The 21,452-nt window shown below is 58.8% G+C and carries 19 protein-coding genes and 1 pseudogene; 8 read left to right on the forward strand and 12 right to left on the reverse strand.

The annotated features are described in order from the left end of the window. Positions 1-7 precede the first annotated feature (7 nt). From NQT62_RS04665 to NQT62_RS04685, 5 genes are all read left to right on the forward strand, one after another. Positions 8-1,039 carry an STAS-like domain-containing protein gene (locus NQT62_RS04665; RefSeq protein ID WP_256763442.1) on the forward strand — a complete coding sequence of 344 codons (1,032 nt, stop codon included), beginning with the start codon at positions 8-10 and terminating at the stop codon, positions 1,037-1,039. A gap of 23 nt (positions 1,040-1,062) precedes the next feature. Next, a complete protein-coding gene (locus tag NQT62_RS04670) occupies positions 1,063-1,488 on the forward strand; it encodes a PaaI family thioesterase (RefSeq protein WP_256763443.1) in 426 nt (141 codons plus the stop codon). Positions 1,489-1,498: 10 nt separating this feature from the next. Next, positions 1,499-1,963 (forward strand): PaaI family thioesterase, encoded by a 465-nt coding sequence (locus NQT62_RS04675; RefSeq protein ID WP_256763444.1) that lies wholly within the window; start codon positions 1,499-1,501, stop codon positions 1,961-1,963. Between the two features lie 121 nt (positions 1,964-2,084). Beyond that, entirely contained in the window at positions 2,085-3,551 is a 1,467-nt protein-coding gene (locus NQT62_RS04680) for a hypothetical protein (protein WP_256763445.1), read from the forward strand. Positions 3,552-3,683: 132 nt separating this feature from the next. Next, positions 3,684-5,033 carry a DUF1329 domain-containing protein gene (locus NQT62_RS04685; protein ID WP_256763446.1) on the forward strand — a complete coding sequence of 450 codons (1,350 nt, stop codon included), beginning with the start codon at positions 3,684-3,686 and terminating at the stop codon, positions 5,031-5,033. A 76-nt stretch (positions 5,034-5,109) separates the two neighbouring features. Here NQT62_RS04685 and NQT62_RS04690 read toward each other — a convergent pair whose 3' ends face one another. The 7 genes and pseudogenes from NQT62_RS04690 to NQT62_RS04720 all read right to left on the reverse strand — a co-directional run. Next, entirely contained in the window at positions 5,110-7,002 is a 1,893-nt protein-coding gene (locus NQT62_RS04690) for a tetratricopeptide repeat protein (protein ID WP_256763447.1), read from the reverse strand. After that, positions 6,999-7,934, reverse strand: coding sequence for a fatty acid desaturase (locus NQT62_RS04695; protein WP_256763448.1), 936 nt, complete (start codon positions 7,932-7,934; stop codon positions 6,999-7,001). Before NQT62_RS04695 ends, NQT62_RS04690 begins: the two co-directional genes overlap by 4 nt. Before the next feature lie 24 nt (positions 7,935-7,958). Continuing rightward, entirely contained in the window at positions 7,959-8,690 is a 732-nt protein-coding gene (locus NQT62_RS04700; protein ID WP_256763449.1) for an O-methyltransferase, read from the reverse strand. Continuing rightward, positions 8,687-9,883, reverse strand: a complete 1,197-nt coding sequence (locus NQT62_RS04705; protein WP_256763450.1) for a Gfo/Idh/MocA family protein — start codon at positions 9,881-9,883, stop codon at positions 8,687-8,689. The genes NQT62_RS04700 and NQT62_RS04705 overlap by 4 nt, the downstream gene beginning before the upstream one ends. A 3-nt stretch (positions 9,884-9,886) precedes the next feature. Beyond that, entirely contained in the window at positions 9,887-10,999 is a 1,113-nt protein-coding gene (locus tag NQT62_RS04710; protein WP_256763451.1) for an FkbM family methyltransferase, read from the reverse strand. Further along, positions 10,990-12,159, reverse strand: coding sequence for an ATP-grasp domain-containing protein (locus NQT62_RS04715; protein WP_256763453.1), 1,170 nt, complete (start codon positions 12,157-12,159; stop codon positions 10,990-10,992). The genes NQT62_RS04710 and NQT62_RS04715 overlap by 10 nt, the downstream gene beginning before the upstream one ends. A 163-nt stretch (positions 12,160-12,322) precedes the next feature. Then, positions 12,323-13,408: pseudogene (locus NQT62_RS04720) on the reverse strand (DegT/DnrJ/EryC1/StrS family aminotransferase); the annotation flags it as partial. A gap of 186 nt (positions 13,409-13,594) precedes the next feature. Between NQT62_RS04720 and NQT62_RS04725 the strand changes: the two are divergent. Next, positions 13,595-14,125, forward strand: a complete 531-nt coding sequence (locus NQT62_RS04725; protein ID WP_256763455.1) for a YaeQ family protein — start codon at positions 13,595-13,597, stop codon at positions 14,123-14,125. A 7-nt stretch (positions 14,126-14,132) separates the two neighbouring features. Here NQT62_RS04725 and NQT62_RS04730 read toward each other — a convergent pair whose 3' ends face one another. Together NQT62_RS04730 and NQT62_RS04735 are read right to left on the reverse strand one after the other, a co-directional pair. Further along, on the reverse strand, positions 14,133-15,173 hold the full coding sequence (locus NQT62_RS04730; protein WP_256763456.1) for an acyltransferase family protein: 1,041 nt from the start codon (positions 15,171-15,173) through the stop codon (positions 14,133-14,135). Positions 15,174-15,248: 75 nt separating this feature from the next. After that, positions 15,249-17,186, reverse strand: a complete 1,938-nt coding sequence (locus tag NQT62_RS04735; protein ID WP_256763457.1) for an esterase/lipase family protein — start codon at positions 17,184-17,186, stop codon at positions 15,249-15,251. An 89-nt stretch (positions 17,187-17,275) separates the two neighbouring features. On the opposite strand from NQT62_RS04735, the gene NQT62_RS04740 reads away from it, so the two are divergent. Continuing rightward, on the forward strand, positions 17,276-18,571 hold the full coding sequence (locus NQT62_RS04740) for an ATP-binding protein (RefSeq protein ID WP_256763458.1): 1,296 nt from the start codon (positions 17,276-17,278) through the stop codon (positions 18,569-18,571). Further along, a complete protein-coding gene (locus tag NQT62_RS04745; protein WP_256763459.1) occupies positions 18,568-19,110 on the forward strand; it encodes a response regulator transcription factor in 543 nt (180 codons plus the stop codon). The genes NQT62_RS04740 and NQT62_RS04745 overlap by 4 nt, the downstream gene beginning before the upstream one ends. A gap of 13 nt (positions 19,111-19,123) precedes the next feature. On the opposite strand, the gene NQT62_RS04750 is transcribed toward NQT62_RS04745, so the two are convergent. From NQT62_RS04750 to NQT62_RS04760, 3 genes are all read right to left on the reverse strand, one after another. Continuing rightward, a complete protein-coding gene (locus tag NQT62_RS04750) occupies positions 19,124-19,681 on the reverse strand; it encodes a hypothetical protein (protein WP_256763460.1) in 558 nt (185 codons plus the stop codon). 28 nt (positions 19,682-19,709) lie between these two features. Then, complete coding sequence (locus tag NQT62_RS04755) at positions 19,710-20,429, reverse strand: FadR/GntR family transcriptional regulator (protein WP_256763461.1); 720 nt, start codon at positions 20,427-20,429, stop codon at positions 19,710-19,712. Positions 20,430-20,499: 70 nt separating this feature from the next. After that, a complete protein-coding gene (locus tag NQT62_RS04760) occupies positions 20,500-21,429 on the reverse strand; it encodes a hydrogen peroxide-inducible genes activator (RefSeq protein WP_256763462.1) in 930 nt (309 codons plus the stop codon). Positions 21,430-21,452: the final 23 nt, after the last annotated feature.

Below are 21,452 nucleotides of genomic sequence, written 5' to 3' on the forward strand. Positions count from 1 at the left end.
CACCACCATGGCCATTGAATCTCGATTTGCGCAAATTGTTCACACCGTTAGCCAAGATGTTCTAGACCACCCGCGTGATCTAACCCGGTTTTACGCCGAAAAGTTTTCCATCTCTCGGGTTGCCGCCAATAAGCACGTCAAAAAGCTGGAGGAAGAGGGGTGGATTACACGGACTGGGCCCTCCACACACCCGGTATTCATTCCCGGGCATAAGCGCAGCGTGTCGAAACTTTATTCGTTGCAGAATCTGGAGGAAGATTTGGTTTGGAGTCGGGATTTCAAGCCGCATCTCTCGTTGTCCTCCAACGTGCAAGCCATTGTGAGTCACGGCTTCACTGAAATGCTCAACAATGCAATTGACCACTCCGTGGGGCAATCTGTATTTGTGTCGGCTTGGCAGGATGACCAAACCTTCCGTTTGGTTATTTCAGACGATGGTATCGGGATTTTTGCAAAAATCACCGAAGCCCTGAAACTACCCGATATGCGACAGGCTATTTTCGAACTATCCAAGGGAAAATTAACCACCGATCCCAGTCGACATTCCGGTGAGGGTGTTTTTTTTACATCTCGAATGTTTGATAGTTTCAGCATCTCCGCTAATGGCCTTGAATATTTGCACGACGCAGTACTATCGAATGACTGGTTGCATGAATTCGAAAGTGGTTTGTTGCCGGGCACGACCGTGCACATGGGTATTCAACTGGCCAGCACGCGCACCACGAATGATGTGTATTCAAAATTTACGGACGCCCCTGAGGACTATGATTTCTCCAAGACCATCGTGCCCATGCGTTTGGCGGCGTATGGTGATGAAGCACTGATCTCTCGGTCACAAGCGAAGCGGCTCATCGCGCGGTTTGATCGATTTCGAACAGTGATACTTGACTTTGATGGGGTCGATGAAGTTGGGCAAGCATTTGCAGATGAGTTATTTCGGGTGTATGCACTGGGTCATCCTGGTGTGGAACTGCTGCCGGAGAACATGACGGCTCAGGTTGAAAGAATGTATCTGCGTGCGGTGGCCCCTCGCCAATAAACAACACATGACGGAGACTCGAATTGAACACATCCATTCTGACCCGCTTGCAAGGCCTGTTGGGCGCTGCCCCATTCATGGCTTTTACCAAGCTGGGCGCTGCCGAACGGCGCACGGGCGACGGCACGGCAACCGCCGCCACCTACCTGCCTTTTGAGCCCCATTTGAAAAACCACATTGGCACCCAGCATGCCGGTGCCCTGTTTACCGTGGCGTACACCAGTGCCCGCGCCGCTGCTGAAGAAGCCTTGGGTGGCGCACCGTTGGCGGCTGCCAGGTTTGAGTCCTCTATTCAATTTCGCAAGCCTGGCAAAGGGGCTGTGTGGGTGAGCAGTCAGGCTCATGCCGTGAGCCCAGGCGAAGTGCGCGTGGACAGCACTTTGCACAGCGAGGGTAATGAGCCCATTGCGCAACTCACCATCACATTCACCACCACACCCACTGCTTGAGGAGCCGCACATGGAAGGCTTGATGAACAAACTGATGCGCCCCGTCGTGAAAATGCAGATGGATGGCAAGGTGCCATTTGCCAAAGCCTGTGGTGTGCGGCTGGAGCACATGGACTATGGACAGGCGCGCAGCGCCATGGAGCCCAAGGCCGAGTTGCAGGACGACACCGGGCATGTGCACCCGGGTGCCTTGTTCACGCTGGCCGAAACCTGTTCGGGTGGCGCCATGGCGGGCGGGTTCGCCTCCATCATTCTGAAGGTTCGGCCTGTGGCAGCCCAGGTGGAATTTCAGTTGAAAGCACCCGCGCAAGGCCGCTGCACCGCGCATTCCCGCGTGGAGGGCAATATTGGCGAGTTAAAGCGCCTGTTGGATGCCGAGGGCAAAATTAACTTCCCGGTTCAGGTGGAGGTAAAGGATGCCCGCGGTACCGAGGTGGCCAGCATGACGGTGTTGTGGAATTTGAAGCGGACTTGAGCCCGATCGGCCTTTGGAAAGGGCGGGGCTGGTGAATTTGCTGATGAAAAATGACGGATTGTAAAAATGAGGAGGCTTGCGTACAGTCCAAACACCACAGCCACACCGCCGAGCCCCCGCCATGTTTCGTTTCTTCACCACTGCCCTTGCTGCCACTGCTGTGCTTGGTTTGTCTGCCTGCATGGGCGGGCAAGGGGACGGTTCGTCCAGCACGGTCAATTCGTCTGGCAATGGCACCCCAGTGTTGACCTCGGAAAGCCTGCTTGCGGCCATGGGTGGCAACCAGCCACCAGCCGGTGTGGGGTGTGGTTGGGGTGTGGCGTCCGACCCCGACAAGGTGAACGTGGCGTTTCCGGACAGTGCGGCCAAGTATTGGGTCACGCTGGCCCCCATCACGCCTGGCACCCGCCTGAAAATTCAAGGTAAATTTCCCGACGCCCGGTATTTCTCATTCAATGCCTACGACGCAGCCCAGCGCCCCACCGATGCGATTGCCGACGTGGAGCTGGAGCCCGATGGGGGTTCCGTGAATTCATTCCGCCAGGTGGCGGCTGCCGGTGGTGCATACACCGCGTACCTGCAATTCGGGGCCTCACCCACGCAACAGCCCAGTGTGCCGAGGGCCAAAAACACCCTCTACGCCGGGGATATTCAACTGGGCACGCGGGCGGTGCCCAACAGCGGTTTGGTGATGTTGATTTACCGCGTGTATGTGTCGGCCAAAGGCGAGTTTGCAGATGGCGGCGTGGGCTTGCCCACGCTGACCGTGGAAACGGCGGACGGTGGCCGGGAACTGGGCACCTTGCCCACCTGTGCTGAGCCACCCCTGCCCAACCTAGGCGGACAGTTGCCCCCGCTGGGCCTGAACGACCGCCTGTTGGCGCTGGACTACCCCAACCAACTGGCGCTGGATTTCCCGACCGCTGCTTACCCACCCCGCACCAATCGGTTTTATGGCTTGGGTGAGGTGGGCACGCAAGTGCTCAATGCCCGGCTGGGAACCGATATTCAAACGCCCGGTTCGGTCAGCTTGGGAGCGGGTGGTTTTTTGAGCAACATTCACAATGCGTACACGTCCACCACGTTTTCCCGACGGTTTGGCAGCCTGGCACTGGTGCGGGCCAAGGCGCCCACATTCCGCAGCCAGCCTGGTGTGGATCGGGGTGCTGAAAACCTGCGGTATTGGTCGCTGTGCGCCAATGAGTTTGCCACGCAGCGGTTCACCGCCTGTTCGGCCGATTTCCAAACCCCCGTGGATGATGACGGTTATTTCACCGTGGTGATTTCTGACCCGGCCGATCGACCTGCCAATGCAACAGCCGCCAATGGCTTTGCCTGGCTGCCTTGGGGGCCGTATGCCGACCAGGTGCTGATTTACCGCCACATGCTGGAGAACCCAGGCTTTGCACAGGCCATTCAGCGGGTACCCAAGGGCACCCCCATCCGCGAGGTGATGGGTGACTACACCCCGCTGGGCACCTACTGCAATCCAGCGGTGTTCACGCAAAGTGTGCGGCCTTCGGATGTGTTTGCGGCCTGTGTGGCTGAGCAGGCGCAAAATCCGCCCACGCTGGTGCTGGGGCGCTGATAGACTGAACATTGGTTCGCCTGCACGACATAAAATATTTACATAGTGTTGACATCCAGGCGAACTCCGTTGCAGTATCAACACAACAAGGGCCCGGTGAGGCCCACCACTGAACATGAGGAGACATTGTCGATGAAATTGAAAACGTCGGCCCGGCCATGGCGCCAGGGTATGTTGGCAGCAGCCTTGCTGTTGTCGCTGGGTGCAGCGCAGGCCCAAAGTTTGGATGAGTTGGGCAAGTCGCTCACGCCGGTGGGCGCCGAGCGCAAGGGCAATGCGGCTGGCACCATTCCCGAGTGGACAGGCGGTATCGCCAAGGCACCGGCCGGGTTTAACATCGACAAGTTTTCCACGTACCCGTTTGCCGACGACAAGCCCCTGTACACCATCACCGCGGCGAACATGGAGCAATACAAGGCCAACCTGACACCCGGTCAGATGGAGTTGATGCGCCGCTACCCCAGCTACAAGCTCAATGTGTACACCACACGGCGCACTGCGGCCTACCGCCAAAGCGTGTATGACAATGCCAAGGCCGAGGCATCCAGTGTGAAGCTGGTGGAAGGTGGCAACGGTGTGACGGGCATCAAGAAGTCCAACATTCCATTCCCGATCCCCAAGAGCGGTATCGAGGTGATCTGGAACCACATTTTCCGCGACCTGGGTGGCTCGGTCACTCGTTACTCCGCAGACTTTCCGGTGCAGTCCGACGGCTCATTCACCGCGGGTAAGCGGATTGAAACCATTTCCTGGGCGTCTTACATGGACAACCCGGAACCCAACCGCATTCTGTACTTCATGAACCAGATTACTGCGCCTGCCAACTCGGCCGGTGAAGTGGCGCTGGTGCATGAGCCCATCAACCAGGTTGAAGAGCCCCGCCTGGCCTGGCAGTACAACCCGGGACAGCGCCGCGTGATTCGCGCGCCTGAATTGGCTTACGACAGCCCGGGTATTGGCGCGGACGGCCTGCGTACCAACGACGATTTGAACGGTTACAACGGCGCCCCCGACCGCTATGACTGGAAGTTGGTTGGCAAGAAAGAAATGATCGTGCCGTACAACAATGCCAAGCTGGCCGACCGTTCGCTGAAGTACACCCAGATCATCGGCAAGACCAACATCAACCCCGACCTGCTGCGCTATGAGTTGCACCGGGTGTGGGTGGTGGAGGCCAACCTGAAGCCGGGCAAACGCCACATTTACGCCAAGCGCGTGTTCTATGTGGATGAGGACTCCTGGGCGGTGCTGCATGCCGACCAGTACGATGCACGTGGCCAGTTGTGGCGTGTTCGTGAAGTGTTTGGCACGCAGATTCCGTATGTGCCCACCTTCGCTTCGTCGGGTGAGGTGTTGTATGACCTGCAGGCCCGCCGCTACCTGGTGAATGCGCTGACCAACGAAGAAAAGCAGCCCGAATTTGGCAAGAAGTACGAAGTCAGTGATTTCTCATCCGCCGCATTGCGACGCATGGGCCGGTAACAAGAACAACAGGTTGTTGTTGTAACTTCAACGGCGCAACTCCCTTCACGGTTGCGCCGTTTTTATTGGTGCTGTTTTATTTCCAGCGGCCCTCAGGCCAGAAGGCCGCGCCACGCGGTTCGACCACTTCGTCTGCATGCTGGTGCGCCCACTGCAACGCCTTGCAAAATTCCTCGGCCAGCGGGTTCTCATCCACCACATGGCGTTCCATGAAGTTTTTGGATTTCACGAGCGCACGCAGTTCATCCAGCAAACCGGGTGTGTTGATGTAACGCACAGCACCTTGCACGTAATTGTCCACACTGGTGGCCACGCAATAGTCTTCCAAACCGAATGCGGCCAGCACATCGTAGTCGCTGCGCGAATGCGGTTCTTCGCCCAACCAGGCCACCACGGGCATGCCCAACACCATGCAGTCGATGGTGGAGGTGGCATTGCCAAACGGGAACGGGCTTAAGGCGAGGTGGTTTTGGGCCAGCAGCGCCAGGTATTGGTCGTAACTGGTGCGGCGGGCCACAATGGCATTGGGGAAATGCGCCTTTAGCCGTTTTTCGGTGGAAAGGTGGCCCAGCCCGAATTCATTGGGGAAGAACATGAAGCGAACGGGCTTCTCTGCTTGCCGTTCAATTTCCTTCAGCGCTGCAATGAAGTGCAGGTTGATTTTCATCACATTGCAGGGCACCGCAATGGACACAAACTCATCGCTGAGTACCGCTTGCTCCGGCAGCTTCAGGTGTTTGTGCTTTTCAATGAGGCTGCCGATTTCGCTGTCCAGCACCAGCATGTTTTCATGCACCACGCCAGTGTCGACCACCGTGCGGGTGTTGATGAAGGCCAGGTCCATGGTGTTTGAAAAGCTGCTGGCCGGGTGACCAAAACTCATGACCTGCAACGGTGCCCAGCGCAGGTTGGCCATGGAGATGCCCCAGGCCCGCATGCCCACGCTGGTGAAGTAGGCAATGTCGGGGGTGCACTGGTTCAGCACCGGTTGCAGGTTCATTTCGTCCACGGGTACTTCAATATAACGGTCAAAGAGTGCAATGGCGTCGTCGTCCACATCGGCCTTCAGACCGACCAGCACCATGTAGTAGTCGTGCTTCAACTGTTTGATGATGGGGGCATACCAGCGGTACATGGCATGCAGCGAGTTGAAGCTTTCGGCCACCACGGCCATCACGGGCTTGTGTTGTGTGTTGCCCGGTTGCGGCACGCTGCCGGTGGGTTTGGGGGCAATGCCTTTGGCTTTGTGCAGGCGCTTGAACCAGTCATTTAAGTGTTGCTTGATGGTGTGCTTGCGGCCAGCCGTGCTGTAGCTGCACAGCATCCACACATTGGCAATGATTTGCGCATAGTGCTCAATCGGCCGAAGCGCATGGAAGGGGTTGTACTCTTCCAGCAAAAATTTGCGGGCGGCTTCACCGTTCATCGTGACGGGCAAGCGGTCCAGCAACAGCCCCAGGGTAATGAGCGCTGCAGGCTCGGTTTCCTCCAGCGACAGTTCCACCAGGTCGGCCGTGTCAATGTCGCCCAATGTGGCGAGCAGCAGCAGGCGCAGCATGGCTGGGTTGTCGGTCAGCTTCTGGGTTTTCTTCTCGCCGGCTTTGGCCTTCAGCAGCTTCAACACATGGGTTTGGCTGCCGTAGCCAGACACCTCAAACACATAGCCGATGAAGCGTTTTTGGCAGGTGAGGTGAAACACCTCATTGATGGTGAACTTGTGCGAAAAGTCGGTGAACACGCGGATGTACAGCGCTGCAATGCGGGTGCACAACTCGGTCACACCCACCAGGTTCAGTTGCAGCAGGTTGGCGTACGGTTTGCGCTCGCACTGTTCAACCAGTTTGCCGAGCAGCCGCACAGCCTTCTCGGCCGGTGTGGTGTGCAGCAGCAAAGCATTTTCCAGTTCGCTGACCTGTTCGGCCAGTTCGGTGTAATGCACTTGAAATTGTTCTTCGAGGGTGGTGTTCATGCCGTGGCCTGTGGGGTGCGCAAGGTGTGGAGGTGGGCCTGCACAGTGTGCGGGCCAGGGGGCAAGTCGTGTTCAATGGCGGCGCGCAATGCGGGCAGTTTGCAATAGGGCACAGCCGGGTACATGTGGTGTTCAATGTGGTAATTCATGTTCCAGTACAACCAGGACCAAAAGCGGGGCAGCAGCAGCGTACGGCTGTTGGCGCGGTAATCGCTGTGGTTGGAGGCCAGCCCGCTGTGCTGCAGTTTGGCCAGCATGCGGTTGGGCAGGGTGCAACAGAAAGGGGCCAGGGTCAGCAGAAACAGCCCTTGCCAAAAACCGGTGGCGGCAAACAGCGCCAGCAACAGCGCGTGCCCGGCCACCGTGTACCGTGCTGTGCGCACCAGGGCCTGCCGTGCAGCGCTGGCAGGTGGGAATGTGGCTTCACCAAACGGACCTTTGACGCGGTTGCAGGCGTTGTCCCACACAATGGTGGTGGCGCGTTGGAAGGCGGCCCAATCAAACAGGGCAAATGCCCACCAGCGTTCCAGCAGCGGGTAGGGGGCCGGGTTCACTTCAAAGTCCACACCGGTGTGCAAGGTGTGTTTGTGGTGGTGGCTGTGGCTGTGGTCAAAGTACACCGGGTTGTTCCAGGTCAGGAAGGACACCAGCCGGTATAGCGCCTTATTCAGCCATGGGGAGGAAAACACCGTGCCATGTTTGAGCTCATGGCCCAGGCCGGCATACCCCAAAAACGTGTACACCATGCCGTGGAACAACAGCACGGGCAACGCGGCCAGCAAACGGGCATTGAGCGATTGGGTGAGTGTTGTAAACAGCCAGCCCGTCAACAGCAACAAACCGGCATGTGCAGCCAGTTTGAGGGCGCTCTGCCAGTTGTCGCGCTGCGACAGTGTTTGCAGAAATTCGCGGTTGATGGGGCTTCGGTACATGGTGTATGACTCTACAGGCTCACTTCATGAGCCCGACAGCAGGGTGGAAAAGTCACCCAGGAGTTCAAAGGCAATCATGGTGTGTTCCACATGGTAAATGCGGCGGCCCTGTGCGTGCCCGTTCAAAAACTCGGTCACATCCGAGTGGATGTTGGAGGCATAGTCGTGCCACAACACCACTGCATTCTTGCGGGCCATGCGATAAGCATTTTCCGTGTCCTTCTTCACGATGTCGAAGTGGTGTCCACCGTCGATGAAGATGAAATCAAACTGGTGCTCAAAGCCTTGTTCACGCACGTCCAGCGTGGTGCTGTCTTGCAAAATTTGTTGCACCTTGCTGTGCACGGCCGCATCGGCGCGGGCCAGGCAGCGGGCACCTTGGTCTGCAAAGGCGCTGCGCAGGTAATCATCATTGGCATCGCCGTCTTTCAGCACGTCGCCGGTGTGGGTGCTGCTGACTTCGTCAGGCGGCAGGTCGATGGTGACCACCTGCGCATCCACGGGTGTGTTTTGCGCTAACAACAGCGTGGTGGCACCCATGAAGGTACCGAATTCAAACAGGGAGCTTGCACCCGTAAGTTTGGCCAGGCTCACCAGCACACTGCTTTCCAGCAGGGTCATGCCCCCAATGTCCGGGCTGGGAATGTTCACGGTAAAGCCCACGTTCTGCCCGGGGAAGCGGTTTTCAATCGCTTTGAACAGCACTTTGGGCCGAATGGCTTGAATCACGGTGTGGTCGGGAAGGCGTGCGTTCATGCAGGTATGCTCCGGTTGGTGGGCGTGGGGTTACTGCTGGTGTGGACGGTATTGCCCAGTTCAATGGTGTGGCCTGTGGCGGATGCGCGTGCAATGGCCTGCGCCAGTTCAAGCCCTTCGGTGGCCACGCCCACCGACAGGGTGTAAGGGTTGAGTTGACCTTCGCGCAATGCACGGGCAATGTCGGTGTAGTAATTGGCAAAGGCTTCAATAAAGCCAGCCGGGTGGCCTGCTTTGAAGCGTTGGTATCGGCCTTGTGGGGTAATGCTGGAGCTCGATGAAATGCGGTCCAGAATCATGCGGTTGCCCAAGGCATCGGCAGCCCGAAGCAACTCGGGTTCTTCTTGAAACCATTCCAGGCTGCCTTGCGTGCCAAACACACGGATGCGCAGGCCATTGCGCTGGCCCAGCGCGGCCTTGCCATACCAGGCATTCAACAGCAGGTTGTTGTCGTAACGCACCACGGCGTCCACATCGTCAATCAAGCCGGGCGACACGCCACTGATGGAGCGTGACCAGGCATTCACCGACACCGGTTTGGCCTTGCACAGAAAATTCACCAGGCTATGCACGTGAACAAACAGGTCCAGCGATACACAGGCAATGTCGCCATCGCGCAATCGCCAATCCTGAATGGCGGTGGTCTTGTTCTGGTTCTTCAGGCGCATGTAGCTGTCCTGTGGCATTTCTGCCATCACCCGAAACACCTGGCCAATCTGGCCTTGCTCAATGCGGGCTTTCATTTCACGCACCACGGGGTAGCCGGTGTAATTGAACACCGAGAACACCTCGGTGGTGTCGCTGTCCACGCGAGTCAGCAAATCACGGCACTGTGCCACATTGGCCAGCAGCGGTTTGTCTGAAATCACGGCCAGACCATGGTCCAGCGCGAGGTGAATGTAATCGGCGTGCGAGTCAATTGGCGTGGCAATCACCACAGCATCCAGTTCGTCGGCTTCGGCTTGAATGAGGTGCTCAGCACTGGGGTACACCCGGTTGGCGGTAACACCATACTGACGCCCGCTCTCGGCATTGAACTCGGCATCCCGGCTGAAGCAACCGGCCTGCAGGTCGAATTCGCCATCCATTTTCAGGGCAATTTCATGCACCCGGCCCACGGCCGAGTTCACGCCACCGCCAATCATGCCCACGCGGATGGGTTTGCCAAAACGGGGCTGTGTGTGATTGTTCATGGCTCATTCCTCCGTGAAAAACATCACGGTTTCTGACCAACCCTCGGTGTAATGGCGAAGGCGGACTTTGTAACGTGGGTTCAGGCTCATCACGTGAGCCCACACCTCCCGAAAATGCGAGGCCTGGTGGTAGACCGAAATAGCCAGTTTGGGCTTGTGCTTCAAAATCTGTTGGCGACAACCCGCCAGTGCATGCAGCTCCCAGCCTTCCAGGTCCATCTTGATGAAGGTGGCGGCTTCGGTTATTTCGGCGTCCACCGTGTTGACCCGGATGCTGTGTTGACCACCCTGGCCCACGGCCGAGGCCGAGCCTGCGTCGGGATCGAAGTCCAGTTGACCGGGCGCATCCGACACGCCCAGCGGTTTGAACACAATGTCGCGATGCTGCGCCAGGCGCCGCTGTGCCGCCGCCATGTTCACCGGCGACGGTTCAAACAGATACACCCGGCGGTAAGCTGGGTCTCGCTTGCAAAATTCTTCGGTGGTGTCGCCATCAAATCCGCCGCAATCCACAAACACTTCGCGGTTCAGGTTCAGGAAGTCTTCAAAATATTGATCACGGAACCGAACCGTGTAACCCTGCATGCTGGATGCGTCTGCACTCAGGCGAAAGGCCAGTGTATTGATCAAGGTGTGCCGTGATTCATCGTCGGCCAGTTGGGCAAACAGGGTTTCCCAATCAGCCCGGTGCTTCATCCATTCCAGCCGTTGTTCACGCACAAAGGCTGGCATCAGGGTGTTGGCGGTGGCCGGGTAACGCAGAAAGTCTGCCAGGCTCAAAATCCGTTCGAACCCGCGCGCGCTGAGGGCTTTGTGAACACTCACCGGAACAATCGAGGTTGAGCAGTTCACCACCCAGGCATGGGTAGGGACCTGTTTCATGGTCAGCACGGGCAAACCTGCCCACTCGGTGCCTTCAAAACGGTCGTCAATCCAGCCATCCAGCCGCACCTCACGGGCCAGGGCCAGGCCTTCCGGGTTGCGGCCAATCGCATAACGCAGGGCGGGTTGGCGAGGGTCGAGAAATTCCGCAATCCAGCGTGTGGTTTTCGGGTTGTTGGGCTGGTGCAGCTGGGCATCCAGTTGCTCGCCCAGGGTGTGTTCCATCACTGGCATGTGGGCCTCGCAGGGTGAATGTCGTACAACTGGCGCTGTTGAGCAGCCTGGCTCAGGTCCAACAATTCGCTGCTGGACGCGGCCTGCGCAAACAGAATCGCAATCCGGCTTTTGGGGCTGGGCGCAATGGCATCACCACTCACCGCCAGTGGCACCCAGCGCGTGACCATCAGTGGGCGCTTAAAGTCCAGGTGCGCCATCACCGCGCCCTTGGGCAGGGTGAGGGTGTGTCGCAATATCCATCGGGCATCGCCCCCTGGCATGGACGCTGCCTTCAAGCCCACAAAGGGGCTGGCATAGCTGGCTGCATAGGGGTAAGCGGTGGACAGTTCAATCAGTTGGCTATACAGGTCGCCCGGGCAACGGCGGGTCATTTCAACCCAGGCAAAGCCCTGCTCGGTGAGCAAAAACTGGCCATGCACCAGGCCATCGGTCAGGCTCAAACGTTGAGCCATGTGCTCCACTTCGGCGCGCAACTGTTTCAATGTTGTGTTGGGAAAATCAATGGCGAGGTGGCTGGTGTCGACCACAAAGGGGTTGGCTGAGCCGTGTTCTATCACGACGAAGTCCTGCACCACACGGCCTTGTTGGATGAATGCCGAATGGCTGTGCAGTTGCCCTTGAACATGGGTTTCGATGACACAGTTGCCGGTTTTGCTCACGGCTTTGGCTTGTTGTACCGCCTGCTGAAGGCCCGCTGCGTCACCCGCGCGAACCACCGTGATGCCCAAGCCACTGAATGCGTCGACAGGTTTGACGATTACCGAGTCGTGGGCTGGCACGGCGTCTTCGGTATGCAGTGCGGGTGTGGACAAACCCTCGCGCAGTGCGAGTTGCCGGAATGTCGCTTTGTTGGACAGCGCCAGGGTGGCTTCCAGTGTGTCAATGCCCTGAAATGCCTGCTGGGCGTTGACCAGGGCACAACTCAGGTAAGAACGGTCATTGCAACCAGGCACCAGGTGGTCCACATGCAGCTCGCGGGTCAAGGCCAGCAAGGCTTCAGCGTCTGAATAGTCCAGTTGAATATAGCCGGGGTCGTTTTTGGCCAGATAGTCCTGGGGGTTCCCGCCGCAGCAATACACCGTGTGGCCCAGGCTCCGGAGGAACTCCAGAATCGGCCCCGATGAAAAGTTGGTGTCAACCACCAGCACCTTAGCCACGGTCAAGCTCCGACGTTGATTTGTTTAAAGGGTGGAACACCAGTTCTGGCCGGTTGGGCGACAGGTCCAGCGCAATTTCAGCATCCAGGTCCTCGGCTTCGTGTTCAGCCAGTTCCAGCGCATGCATTTGCGCGGCTTTCAACGGCGAGACGATGCAGTCGCACACCTGTTCAATGTCTTTGAAGGTGAGGGCCGGGTAAATCGGCAGGCACAGCACCTCGGCGGCTGCTTGTTGCGCCACCGGTAGACGGTCGGGGCTGGCCGATGGCAGCCCTCGGTACATGGGCATGTCGCTGATCAGCGGGTAAAAATAGCGGCGAGCATAAATGCCGTGTGAGCGCAGGTGTTGGTACAGGGCATCCCGATTCATCGGGAAGGTGTCCTTCACAAACACGGGGAAATACGCACCATTCCATTGAACCGTGTCCGGAATGTCCAGCATCTGCAAGCCGTCCACGCCCGCCAGCAATTCGCGGTACATGGAGGCAATCTCCAGGCGGCGGGTCAGTGATTCATCCACGGTTTTGAGCTGCAGCAAACCCACGGCGGCATTGATTTCACTCATCTTGCCGTTGATGCCGGGGGCCATCACAGTCACTTCATCGGCAAAGCCGAAGTTTTTGAGGTAGTCGATCCGTTGTTTGGTTTTGGCGTCTTTGCAGACAATCGCACCGCCTTCAAAGGTGTTGAACACCTTGGTGGCATGCAGGCTGAGCACCGACAGGTCGCCCGCATTCAGCACGCTGTCATCGGCCTGCCGTACACCAAAGGCGTGGGCTGCGTCGTAAATCACTTTCAGGCCGTACACATCGGCAATCCGTTGAATTTCGGCGGTGTTGGCCGGCAAGCCATAGCAATGCACCGGCAAAATGGCGGTGGTTTGGGGCGTGATGGCTTCTTCAATGCGCCGTGGGTCGAGGTTGAACGTTACCGGGTCGATGTCCACAAACACGGGCTTGAGGTTGTTCCAGATCAGCGAGTGGGAGGTGGCCACAAAGGAATAGGGGGTTGTGATGACCTCACCCGTGATCCGCAGGGCTTTGAAGGCGGTCATCAGGGCCAGTGTGCCGTTGGCGAACAGGGATAGGTGTTCCACACCGAGGTATTCACACAAGGCCGCTTCCAGTTGTTGGTGGAAGGGACCGTTGTTGGTCAACACCTTGTTGTCCCAAATTTGTTCGAGCAGGGGGACAAACTCCGCCAGCGGCGGCAGCACGGGCTGGGTCACGTAGATGGGTTTGTCGCGCATGCCGGTCTCGAAAGGCAGTGGTCAGGCTTTCATTATTGACAGGCTGAGCGATACCCCATGGCTTGAAAATCAGGGGTTTATCCCCTCAGTCTTGGGCTTTCCACCCCTACAAAGGGGCGGAAAGGGCGGTTTTCTCCCCCAAAAGTCGGATAATGGCGGCTTGTCCTCAATCCAGCCTGTTTCCCCATGGCCCTGCGCGCAACCGTTTACAAAGCCCAGTTGGATGTGTCCGACCTGGACCGCCCCCACTACGGCCAGTACAGCCTCACCCTGGCCTTGCACCCCTCCGAGACGGAGGAGCGGCTGATGGTCCGTTTGCTGGCGTTTGCCCTCAATGCCGGTGAGGACCTGCAATTTGGCAAGGGCATTTCGGCAGAGGATGAGGCGGCCGTGTGGGAAATTGACCCCACCGGTGCCATCCGCTTGTGGATTGAACTGGGGCAACCCGATGAGGCCCGCGTGCGCAAGGCCTGTGGCCGTGCAGACCGGGTGTGGGTGGTCAGTTATGGCCGTTCAACGCCGGTGTGGTGGAACAATAACCAAAGCTGGTTGAACAAGCTCGAGAAAGTCGCCGTGTTGCAAATTACCCCTGAGGATGGGGCGGCCATGGCTGCACTGGCCCAGCGCAACATGGCGCTGGCGTGTACCGTGCAGGAGGGCGACGTGTACCTGGGCGAGGCGCACCTTCAACCGGTGTGGTTGAAGGCTCCTTCATAATCAGCGATCAGGCGCTGCGTTCAATGGTGTGGTGCATCACCGCACCGGCTGCAATGCTCAACAACCAGGTGCCCACAAAAGCCGCGACATGAAACCCCAGGTTGTCATAGCCCAACCACACCACCACACCGCTGGTGAGCATCAGCAGCGGGTAGTGGATGAGAAACACGGAATACGAGATGTCGCCGAGTGTTTGAATGGCCCGGGAATGCACTTTCTCCACCCATGGGCGAATAAGGTCGCTGCCCATCAGTAGCAGGGCGGTGATGCCAGTCAATATCAGGCGTTCACGCCAATTGAACCACAGGGCGGCCAGCACCATGCAGGCCACCAGTGCCATCACCGGTGCCCGGCGGTGTTTTTTTACTGCCCAAAACGACAAAATGCCCAAACCGTACGCACCGAAAAAATAAATGCCCCATTCGTCCAGCTTTGGGTTGGTGTTCCACCAGAACAGCGAACACACCGTCAGCCCCAGCGCCAGCAGCATCCACACCCGGGCGGGCTCCAGCCAGGCCAGCAAGGCCGTACCATTGAGGTTGCGGCTGAACCACACCATGAGCACCAGCAGGGCGTACAGTTGAAAATCGATGGCCACGTACCACACGCCAGCCGACAGCGCATGCACACCGACAATGTCGTGCACCATGAAAATGTGCGAGAAAATTTGCGCCAGGGTTGGGGGCTCAACCAGATCCGGGAATGCATCAAACCAGGACAGCCCGGCCGCCAGCGCAGCCGCTGCCGCAATGGCCACCCAGTAGGGTTTGGCCAGCCGAATGTAACGCTGCCAAATCAGCTTGGTGGCGGTGGTCAGCTCACTGGCCTGGGGTTGTGCCAACAGTTTCCACATGGACTGCGCTGCCAAATAACCCCCGATCACCAAAAACACCTGCACCACGTACCGCGCCTGGTCGCCCAATACGGCAAACAACCCTGGCCACAGGGGCTGAAGCTCTTTGGCCATGGGGCTGTACAACACCAGGTGGTGCAACACAATGATTTGCGATGCGACAGCCTTCAGGCAATCGACGAGTGGGTTGCGCATGGATGGGTACTGCATGAAATCAATAAGTTGCGCGAAGTATAAGGCGGACTTGCCCGGTGCTCTTGCACCCACACTCTAATTCAGGCCATTCCGTGCATGCATGGAATGTGCGGCCAGGTGTTCCCGCAGGATTCGGCGAATTTCCACAATGGCCTGTGGCCGCTCCTGCACGCTGTGCCAGCTGGGAATCACCAGTTCTGACGCAGCCCCTTCCAGGTGGGCGCTGCGGTAGGGCACCACACCGTCGTTGCTGTCTTCCAATGGCAAGTCCGGCGTGTCGTTGCCCACAATCGTGTGGTACTTCACCCGGTTGGAAATGGGCAAGGTGGCTGCCAGGTTGACAAAGGGGTCTTGATTGCTGAGGTTGTTGATGCTGTTCAAGGGCCGGGTGAGTGCGGCCGGTGCGGCCGAGTCGGGGTCGACCAACAACTGGGCAATTTCCGTGACCCTGGACAACACGCTGGCTGGCAGCCGGATGATGCCGGAAACAAACCGCGCGAACCGGTTTTCTGCAAATTCAGTGCCTCGGTGGGGGGTGGCCACAAAAATGGCCCGGCTCACCTGGGGCATGGCCGAAAACTTCAGCAAGGGCTCCAGTTTTGAGCGCAAGCGCTGTTCGCGGTCCGGCGTCACAGCGTATTCGGAGAGCAGCCCATCCCACAGGGTGCTGCCCGCGTCCGACACCATCAGGCGTGCAATTACGCCGCCCATGCTGTGGCCCAGCAACACCATGTCGTGCGAGGCCGGGTTCACGCCTTTGGGGTCGAAGGCTTTCAGCGTCTCGGAGAGGGCATCCCGAATGGCCCGGTTGTTGAAAGCCAGCGGAAGGTTGGTGGGGTAATACACCTGCCAAATCTGGTAGTTTTCCCGCAGCACGGCGTCACCCAGCACTTCGTTGGCCACGTTCACCCAGGCCTCCGGGCTGCTGGCCAGGCCATGCAGCATCACCAACACCTTGCGTTTGGGGTCGTAGGGTTGCATCAGGTAAATGCGGGGTTTTTCCAGCGCATCGCCCCGGCCCACCAGTGTCAACAGGCTTTGCTGCGCAAAACCCGAGCGCGCCAGCCACAAACCGTAGCCCGCTGTGAAATTGGCGGCCAGCGGTACCTCGGTACCCGCCATGAAGGTGGACTTGGACCGGTAGGGGTCGTAGCCCAACCATTCCACGTTTCGGGTTTTCAGCACTTCGTCCAGGCTGTTGCCCTCAAACTTCAGCAGGACCGTAAACACTGGGAAGGTCATCTCGTTCCAGGGGGTGTTGGCGTCGGTCGCATTCACCACCCGGTCGCCAAAAGCGGCCACCAGTTCTGCGCCCAGGCCGTCGCGTCGGTATTGGTTGCGCAGCCCGCCAAATTCCAGTTCGGTGGCTGTCATCAGGCTTTTGGGCAGACCACTGAACGCATTCAGGCTCATGGCCACCGTGCTGCCCCGGATGGTCCAGTCTTCCAGCGCAAGCTGATAGAGGCCCTCGCTTTGGCTAGCGTCCTGCAGTTCGTCCTGATAAAGCCCAAACAGGCCGATTGCGGCTTGTTGTGTCGAGAAGTTGTAGTAATCGCGAACTTGGGCCTGTCGGTCCTCCAGGGCGCGTTGGGTGGGGCCACGGGTGGTGAAAAATAGGTAGGCGTACGCATACCGTGCGCTTTCCAGGTGCGCGGCCATGGTGTGTATCTTCAGCGCGCCAGAGCCCGGTGTGAGGCGGCTTTCTGTCTCCCGTCTCAAGGCCTCTTGCAACCACAGCTCAGACAGGCTGGCCATGCGTTGTTCATCGCTAAGCCCCGGCTCGGTGCGCAGGCGGTTGCGACAGGTCTCCGCCTGGGCCTCACAGGTGTTCTCATCCAGGCCCAACACCTGAAGGGCTGAGCGTGTTGAATTGCTCAGTTCGCCGGTGGTCAGTACATCACCGCGCCGCAGGGCAACAAACTCTTTGGAGCTGACCGAGCTGACGTCCACCATGGCGCAACCCGCCAGGCTCAACAGGCCAGTGAGCAGGCCACTGAGCAGGCAGACCCTCATCAGTCTGCGACAGAATGTCGCGTGGAAGCAAAACACAGCAGAACCCCACCGGTGATTGTGTTGGGAAAACAGTGTCAGAATGACACCCCATGAACCCAGCCCGCCCATTCGAACCTTGGCCCGTTAATCGCCATGTGCAGTTGCGCACGGTGTGGTCCCTGCGCAACTTCGCCATTGGCGCGCACCTGTTGGTTTTGTTGACCCTGGATTGGGTACTGGGGGTTCAATTGCCCTGGGCAGCGCTTGGAGCCATTGTAGGGGGTTTGGTTCTGCTCAACATGCTCACCGGAGCCAAGTTGAAGCGATCCTCGATTCAGTACCGGGTGGGGCCATTTGAAGTGACAGCCCAATTGCTTGCTGACCTGGCGGCCTTTTCATTCATCCTGTATTTCACGGGTGGGGTTACCAATCCCTTTGTGTCGCTGTACCTGCCGCTTCTGGGTTTGGCCGCCGCCCTGTTGCCGTTGGGGCAGGTGGTGTTGCTCTCGGTGGCCAGTGTGTTGGCTTACAGCATCCTCATGCGGGAATACATCCCCCTTGTGCTGCCCAATCCCGCCAGTGGTGTGTATTTTCATTTGGTCGGCATGTGGCTGAACTTCATGGTGAGTGTGCTCATTCTGGTCGGCTTTGTGGCGCGGCTCAGCAATTCACTGCGCCAGCGGGAGCAGGCCTTGGCCCTGGCCCAGTCGCGGTTGGCCAGCGAAGAACGCTTGGCGGCTTTGGGCAACCAGGCTGCCTCGATTGCGCACCAACTGGGCACGCCAGTGTCGACCATGGCGCTGTTGGCCGATGAGTGGTTAGAAACCCTGCCCACACCCGTGCCTCAGCAGGACCTGCTTCAATTGAAAACGCAGGTGCAGGTGGTTCAGGGTATTTTGCAACAGCTGCGAGCCCAGGTGGACACACAGCCCAGTGAGGTCGAGCGCGAGTCCACCGCCTGGCTGACGTGGTGGGCCGACGCACTGCGCGACTGGAATAACACCCACCCAACCGCCCATGTGCATGGGGTGGCCGAGGGTTTCGTTGGCACGGGGCTTCGGGTTGCAGTGCCACCGGCCGTATTGGGCTTGGCTTGGAATACCTTGCTCGAAAACGCGGCACACAGCCAGGCGCGTGCGGGTGCTGGGGCCCCCATCAACACCGGTTTTCACTTAACACCGGGCGCTTTGGTGTGGTGGGTGCAAGACTTTGGCGGTGGTGTGGCGCCTGAGCTGTTGCCCAAGCTGGGGCATGAAACCGTGAATTCTGAGCGCCAGGGCATGGGCCTGTATTTACTCACCTCGCTGTTGGACCGCCACGGTGCGCGGGCAAGATTCGAGAATGTGCAAGGTGGGTTTCGGGCGACGGTTGAATTGCCGGTGTTGCCCCAGGAGCTGGTTGCATGACCCAACGCCGGTTGCTCTTGATTGATGACGACCCAGTGTTTGGTGAAACCCTGGCGCGAACATTGAGCCGCCGAGGTTTCGATGTGCAGTGGGTCGGCAATCGGGCGGCGGCTTTGTTGCACAGCAGCCGGGGCGCATTCACCGACATCACGGTGGACTTGAACCTCGGTGAGGACTCCGGCCTTTCCCTGATCGCCCCGTTGAGGCAAGCCCATCCCCATGCCCGCATCCTCGTGCTGACCGGCTATGCCAGCATTGCCACCACGGTGCAGGCCATGAAGCTGGGGGCCAACAATGTCCTGGCCAAGCCGGCGGGTGCTGCTGACATTGTTCAGGCACTGAACGATGACGGGCCAGAGCAAGCAGGCTCAGGCGATGAGCCTGATCTTCAGCCCATGTCCGTGTCGCGTCTGGAGTGGGAACACATCGCCCGCGTGCTGCATGAGCACGGCGGCAATGTATCGGCCACCGCGCGTGCGCTCAACATGCACCGTCGAACCTTGCAGCGCAAGCTGGCCAAAAAGCCGGTTCAGCGGTAGTGCTTCGTGTGCTTCACGATGCCAAAGCCTCAGGCTTGGGCAGCCAGCGTGCCACCCAGTTGGGCAGCTTTTGCAGCCCCAGCACATTCTCTTCTCGCACACCACCGGCCGAGAATATCCGTGTGCCCATGATGTAGTCAAACCATGGTTTGGTGACACACCAGTTTGCACCGGGGTTGTTGCCCATGTGGTGGTCATAGTGCCAGGGCACATGGGCTTTGCCCCAGTCCGGGTTGTTGTGAGACTTCTTGTGCACGCGGTAATAATTGCCCGCGCAATACCACAAGGTGCCCACAAACCAGGGGGCCACCGGGAAGGCAGGAATCAAGGCCACACTGGTGGCCAGCAAGGCCCAGGTTTCTTTGCCCTGCGCATGCAGGCCCAGTGGGAAGCGCTGGTAGTTGGGGTCGTAATAGCCGTGCTGGCGCACTGCCTTGTGGTGTTCATGAAAATGAAAGGCCCAAAAGGTACCTTGCTGTTTGCCCAGCCCATGCAGCACATACTTGTGCATGGCCCATTCCACCGCATTGGCGGTCAGCAGGGCGGCTGGAATTTCGAGTGGTCCAAACATCCGTGTCTCCTCGGGGGTATTCAAACCATCAGGACAAACCTGACAGGGTATTGAGTGTGTTTTGAAGGGCTCGGCTGCCCAGCTCCACATGCTGTCGGGTTAGCACTTCACAACGCCGTACTTCCCCCGCACGGAAAGCCTCGGCCAGCAGGGCAAGGGTGCCCACGTCGCGAAATTCATCTTGCATCAGGTGGGTCATCAAGCCCCACACCGCGCGGTAGGTCTCGTTCATTGAATTAAATGCCAGGCGAAACACCACATTGCCACTGTGGGCCACCACAGCACTCCAGTAGTCGAATGCCAGTTGTTGCAGCGTGGGCAAGTCGGTGGTCGCCTGCATGGCCTGCAGAATCGGGTGCAATGCATCGGCGAGCACTGGGCCCTGGTGCGCTGCGGCTTGCCCTGCCACCAGGGGGGCCAGTGTTTTGCGCAATAGCACCATGCCTTTGGCCAGTTCCATGTTCAGCTGCCCCCGGTCATTCACCACCAGGCTGGGCAGCAGTTCCAGGCCGCCTTGTTCAGCAAATTCTTCAACCACAGTGGCACCGCCATGGCGAACCTTCACCAGCCGGGCTTGTTGCAGCCGCTTGATGGCCTCCCGAATGGCCCCGCGGTTCACGCCCAGTTGCACCGACAGTTGCCGCTCGGAGGGCAATTCATGGCCAGCAGGCAAGCGGCGGCTCAGGATCTGTGATTGAAGCTGTTGAAACACCTGGTCCGAGATGGCGGTTTTATCGATGGGGTGCACGTGCAGGTGTCCTCAGTCACTGGTCAACTGATCATACCAGTTGACCGAATGTACAGCAAGCGCACCTGGGTCAGGCTGCGCAGCGGCAGCGTTTCAGTTCCACGGCCAGTTGCTGAATCATGAAGTCGAACTTGGGGTGGCTTGCCCGAGTTAGCAGTGCGATGGTGCGGGTGGGTAGGGGCGCCTGAAGCGGTACCACGGTCGTGCTTGTGCCCGTCAAAATGCCTGCCTGCACGGCCATTTCGGGCAGTAGCGCGCAGCCCAAGCCCGCGTTCACCAATTGCACCATGGTGCTCAAGTTGGTGGCTTCAATGGCATGGTTGTCGTCGCTGTTGGTCCGGGTGGTGCAGGCGGCCAGTGTGTGGTCGCGAAGGCAATGGCCTTTCTCCAGCAGCAGCAGTTTGCCACTGTCCAGGTTTTCGAGCGAAAACGTGGCGTGCAGGGCCATTTGGTCGTCGGCATGGGCCACCAGTTGCAGCGGTTCATCGTACAACACCTCTGCATGCAGTTTGCCGGTGTCAATCGGCAGGGCCAGCACCGCTGCGTCCAGCTCTCCACGGTCCAGTTCGGCCAGCAGCACGTGGGTTTGACTTTCCCGAATATTCACTTGCAGCAGCGGAAACCTTGTTCGCAGTGTTTCCAGAATGCGGCTTAGCAAAAACGGGGCAATCGTCGGGATCACGCCCAAGGTGAGTTCCCCCCGGGCAGGGTCGCTGGCCTGGCTGGCGATGTTCAGCAGGTCCTGGCCTGCAGCGAGCAGTTCACGGGCCCGTCGCGCCACCTCCAGGCCGATCGGTGTCAGGGCCACCCGTTGCCGGTCCCGTTCCACCAATGTCACGTCCAGCTGACGCTCCAGTTCGGCCAAACCACCGCTCAGGGTGGATTGGGTGACAAAACACAATTCGGCAGCCCGGGTGAAATTCAATGTTTCGGCCACAGCCAGCAAGTAGCTGAGCTGCTTTAAGGACAGGCTGGCTGCTTGGGTAAACCGGTTGTTCATGGGGGTCTGCCTGTGCATCGGAA

The organism is Limnobacter humi, from assembly GCF_024518835.1.
GTDB lineage: Bacteria > Pseudomonadota > Gammaproteobacteria > Burkholderiales > Burkholderiaceae_B > Limnobacter > Limnobacter humi.

Excerpts from the sequence above, each read along its gene's own strand:
- NQT62_RS04665 (WP_256763442.1), top strand. The coding sequence starts at position 8 with ATGGCCATTGAATCTCGATTTGCGCAAATTGTTCACACCGTTAGCCAA.
- NQT62_RS04675 (WP_256763444.1), top strand. The coding sequence starts at position 1,499 with ATGGAAGGCTTGATGAACAAACTGATGCGCCCCGTCGTGAAAATGCAG.
- NQT62_RS04680 (WP_256763445.1), top strand. The coding sequence starts at position 2,085 with ATGTTTCGTTTCTTCACCACTGCCCTTGCTGCCACTGCTGTGCTTGGT.
- NQT62_RS04685 (WP_256763446.1), top strand. The coding sequence starts at position 3,684 with ATGAAATTGAAAACGTCGGCCCGGCCATGGCGCCAGGGTATGTTGGCA.
- NQT62_RS04690 (WP_256763447.1), bottom strand. The coding sequence starts at position 7,002 with ATGAACACCACCCTCGAAGAACAATTTCAAGTGCATTACACCGAACTG.
- NQT62_RS04695 (WP_256763448.1), bottom strand. The coding sequence starts at position 7,934 with ATGTACCGAAGCCCCATCAACCGCGAATTTCTGCAAACACTGTCGCAG.
- NQT62_RS04700 (WP_256763449.1), bottom strand. The coding sequence starts at position 8,690 with ATGAACGCACGCCTTCCCGACCACACCGTGATTCAAGCCATTCGGCCC.
- NQT62_RS04705 (WP_256763450.1), bottom strand. The coding sequence starts at position 9,883 with ATGAACAATCACACACAGCCCCGTTTTGGCAAACCCATCCGCGTGGGC.
- NQT62_RS04710 (WP_256763451.1), bottom strand. The coding sequence starts at position 10,999 with ATGCCAGTGATGGAACACACCCTGGGCGAGCAACTGGATGCCCAGCTG.
- NQT62_RS04725 (WP_256763455.1), top strand. The coding sequence starts at position 13,595 with ATGGCCCTGCGCGCAACCGTTTACAAAGCCCAGTTGGATGTGTCCGAC.
- NQT62_RS04730 (WP_256763456.1), bottom strand. The coding sequence starts at position 15,173 with ATGCGCAACCCACTCGTCGATTGCCTGAAGGCTGTCGCATCGCAAATC.
- NQT62_RS04735 (WP_256763457.1), bottom strand. The coding sequence starts at position 17,186 with ATGAGGGTCTGCCTGCTCAGTGGCCTGCTCACTGGCCTGTTGAGCCTG.
- NQT62_RS04740 (WP_256763458.1), top strand. The coding sequence starts at position 17,276 with ATGAACCCAGCCCGCCCATTCGAACCTTGGCCCGTTAATCGCCATGTG.
- NQT62_RS04745 (WP_256763459.1), top strand. The coding sequence starts at position 18,568 with ATGACCCAACGCCGGTTGCTCTTGATTGATGACGACCCAGTGTTTGGT.
- NQT62_RS04750 (WP_256763460.1), bottom strand. The coding sequence starts at position 19,681 with ATGTTTGGACCACTCGAAATTCCAGCCGCCCTGCTGACCGCCAATGCG.
- NQT62_RS04760 (WP_256763462.1), bottom strand. The coding sequence starts at position 21,429 with ATGAACAACCGGTTTACCCAAGCAGCCAGCCTGTCCTTAAAGCAGCTC.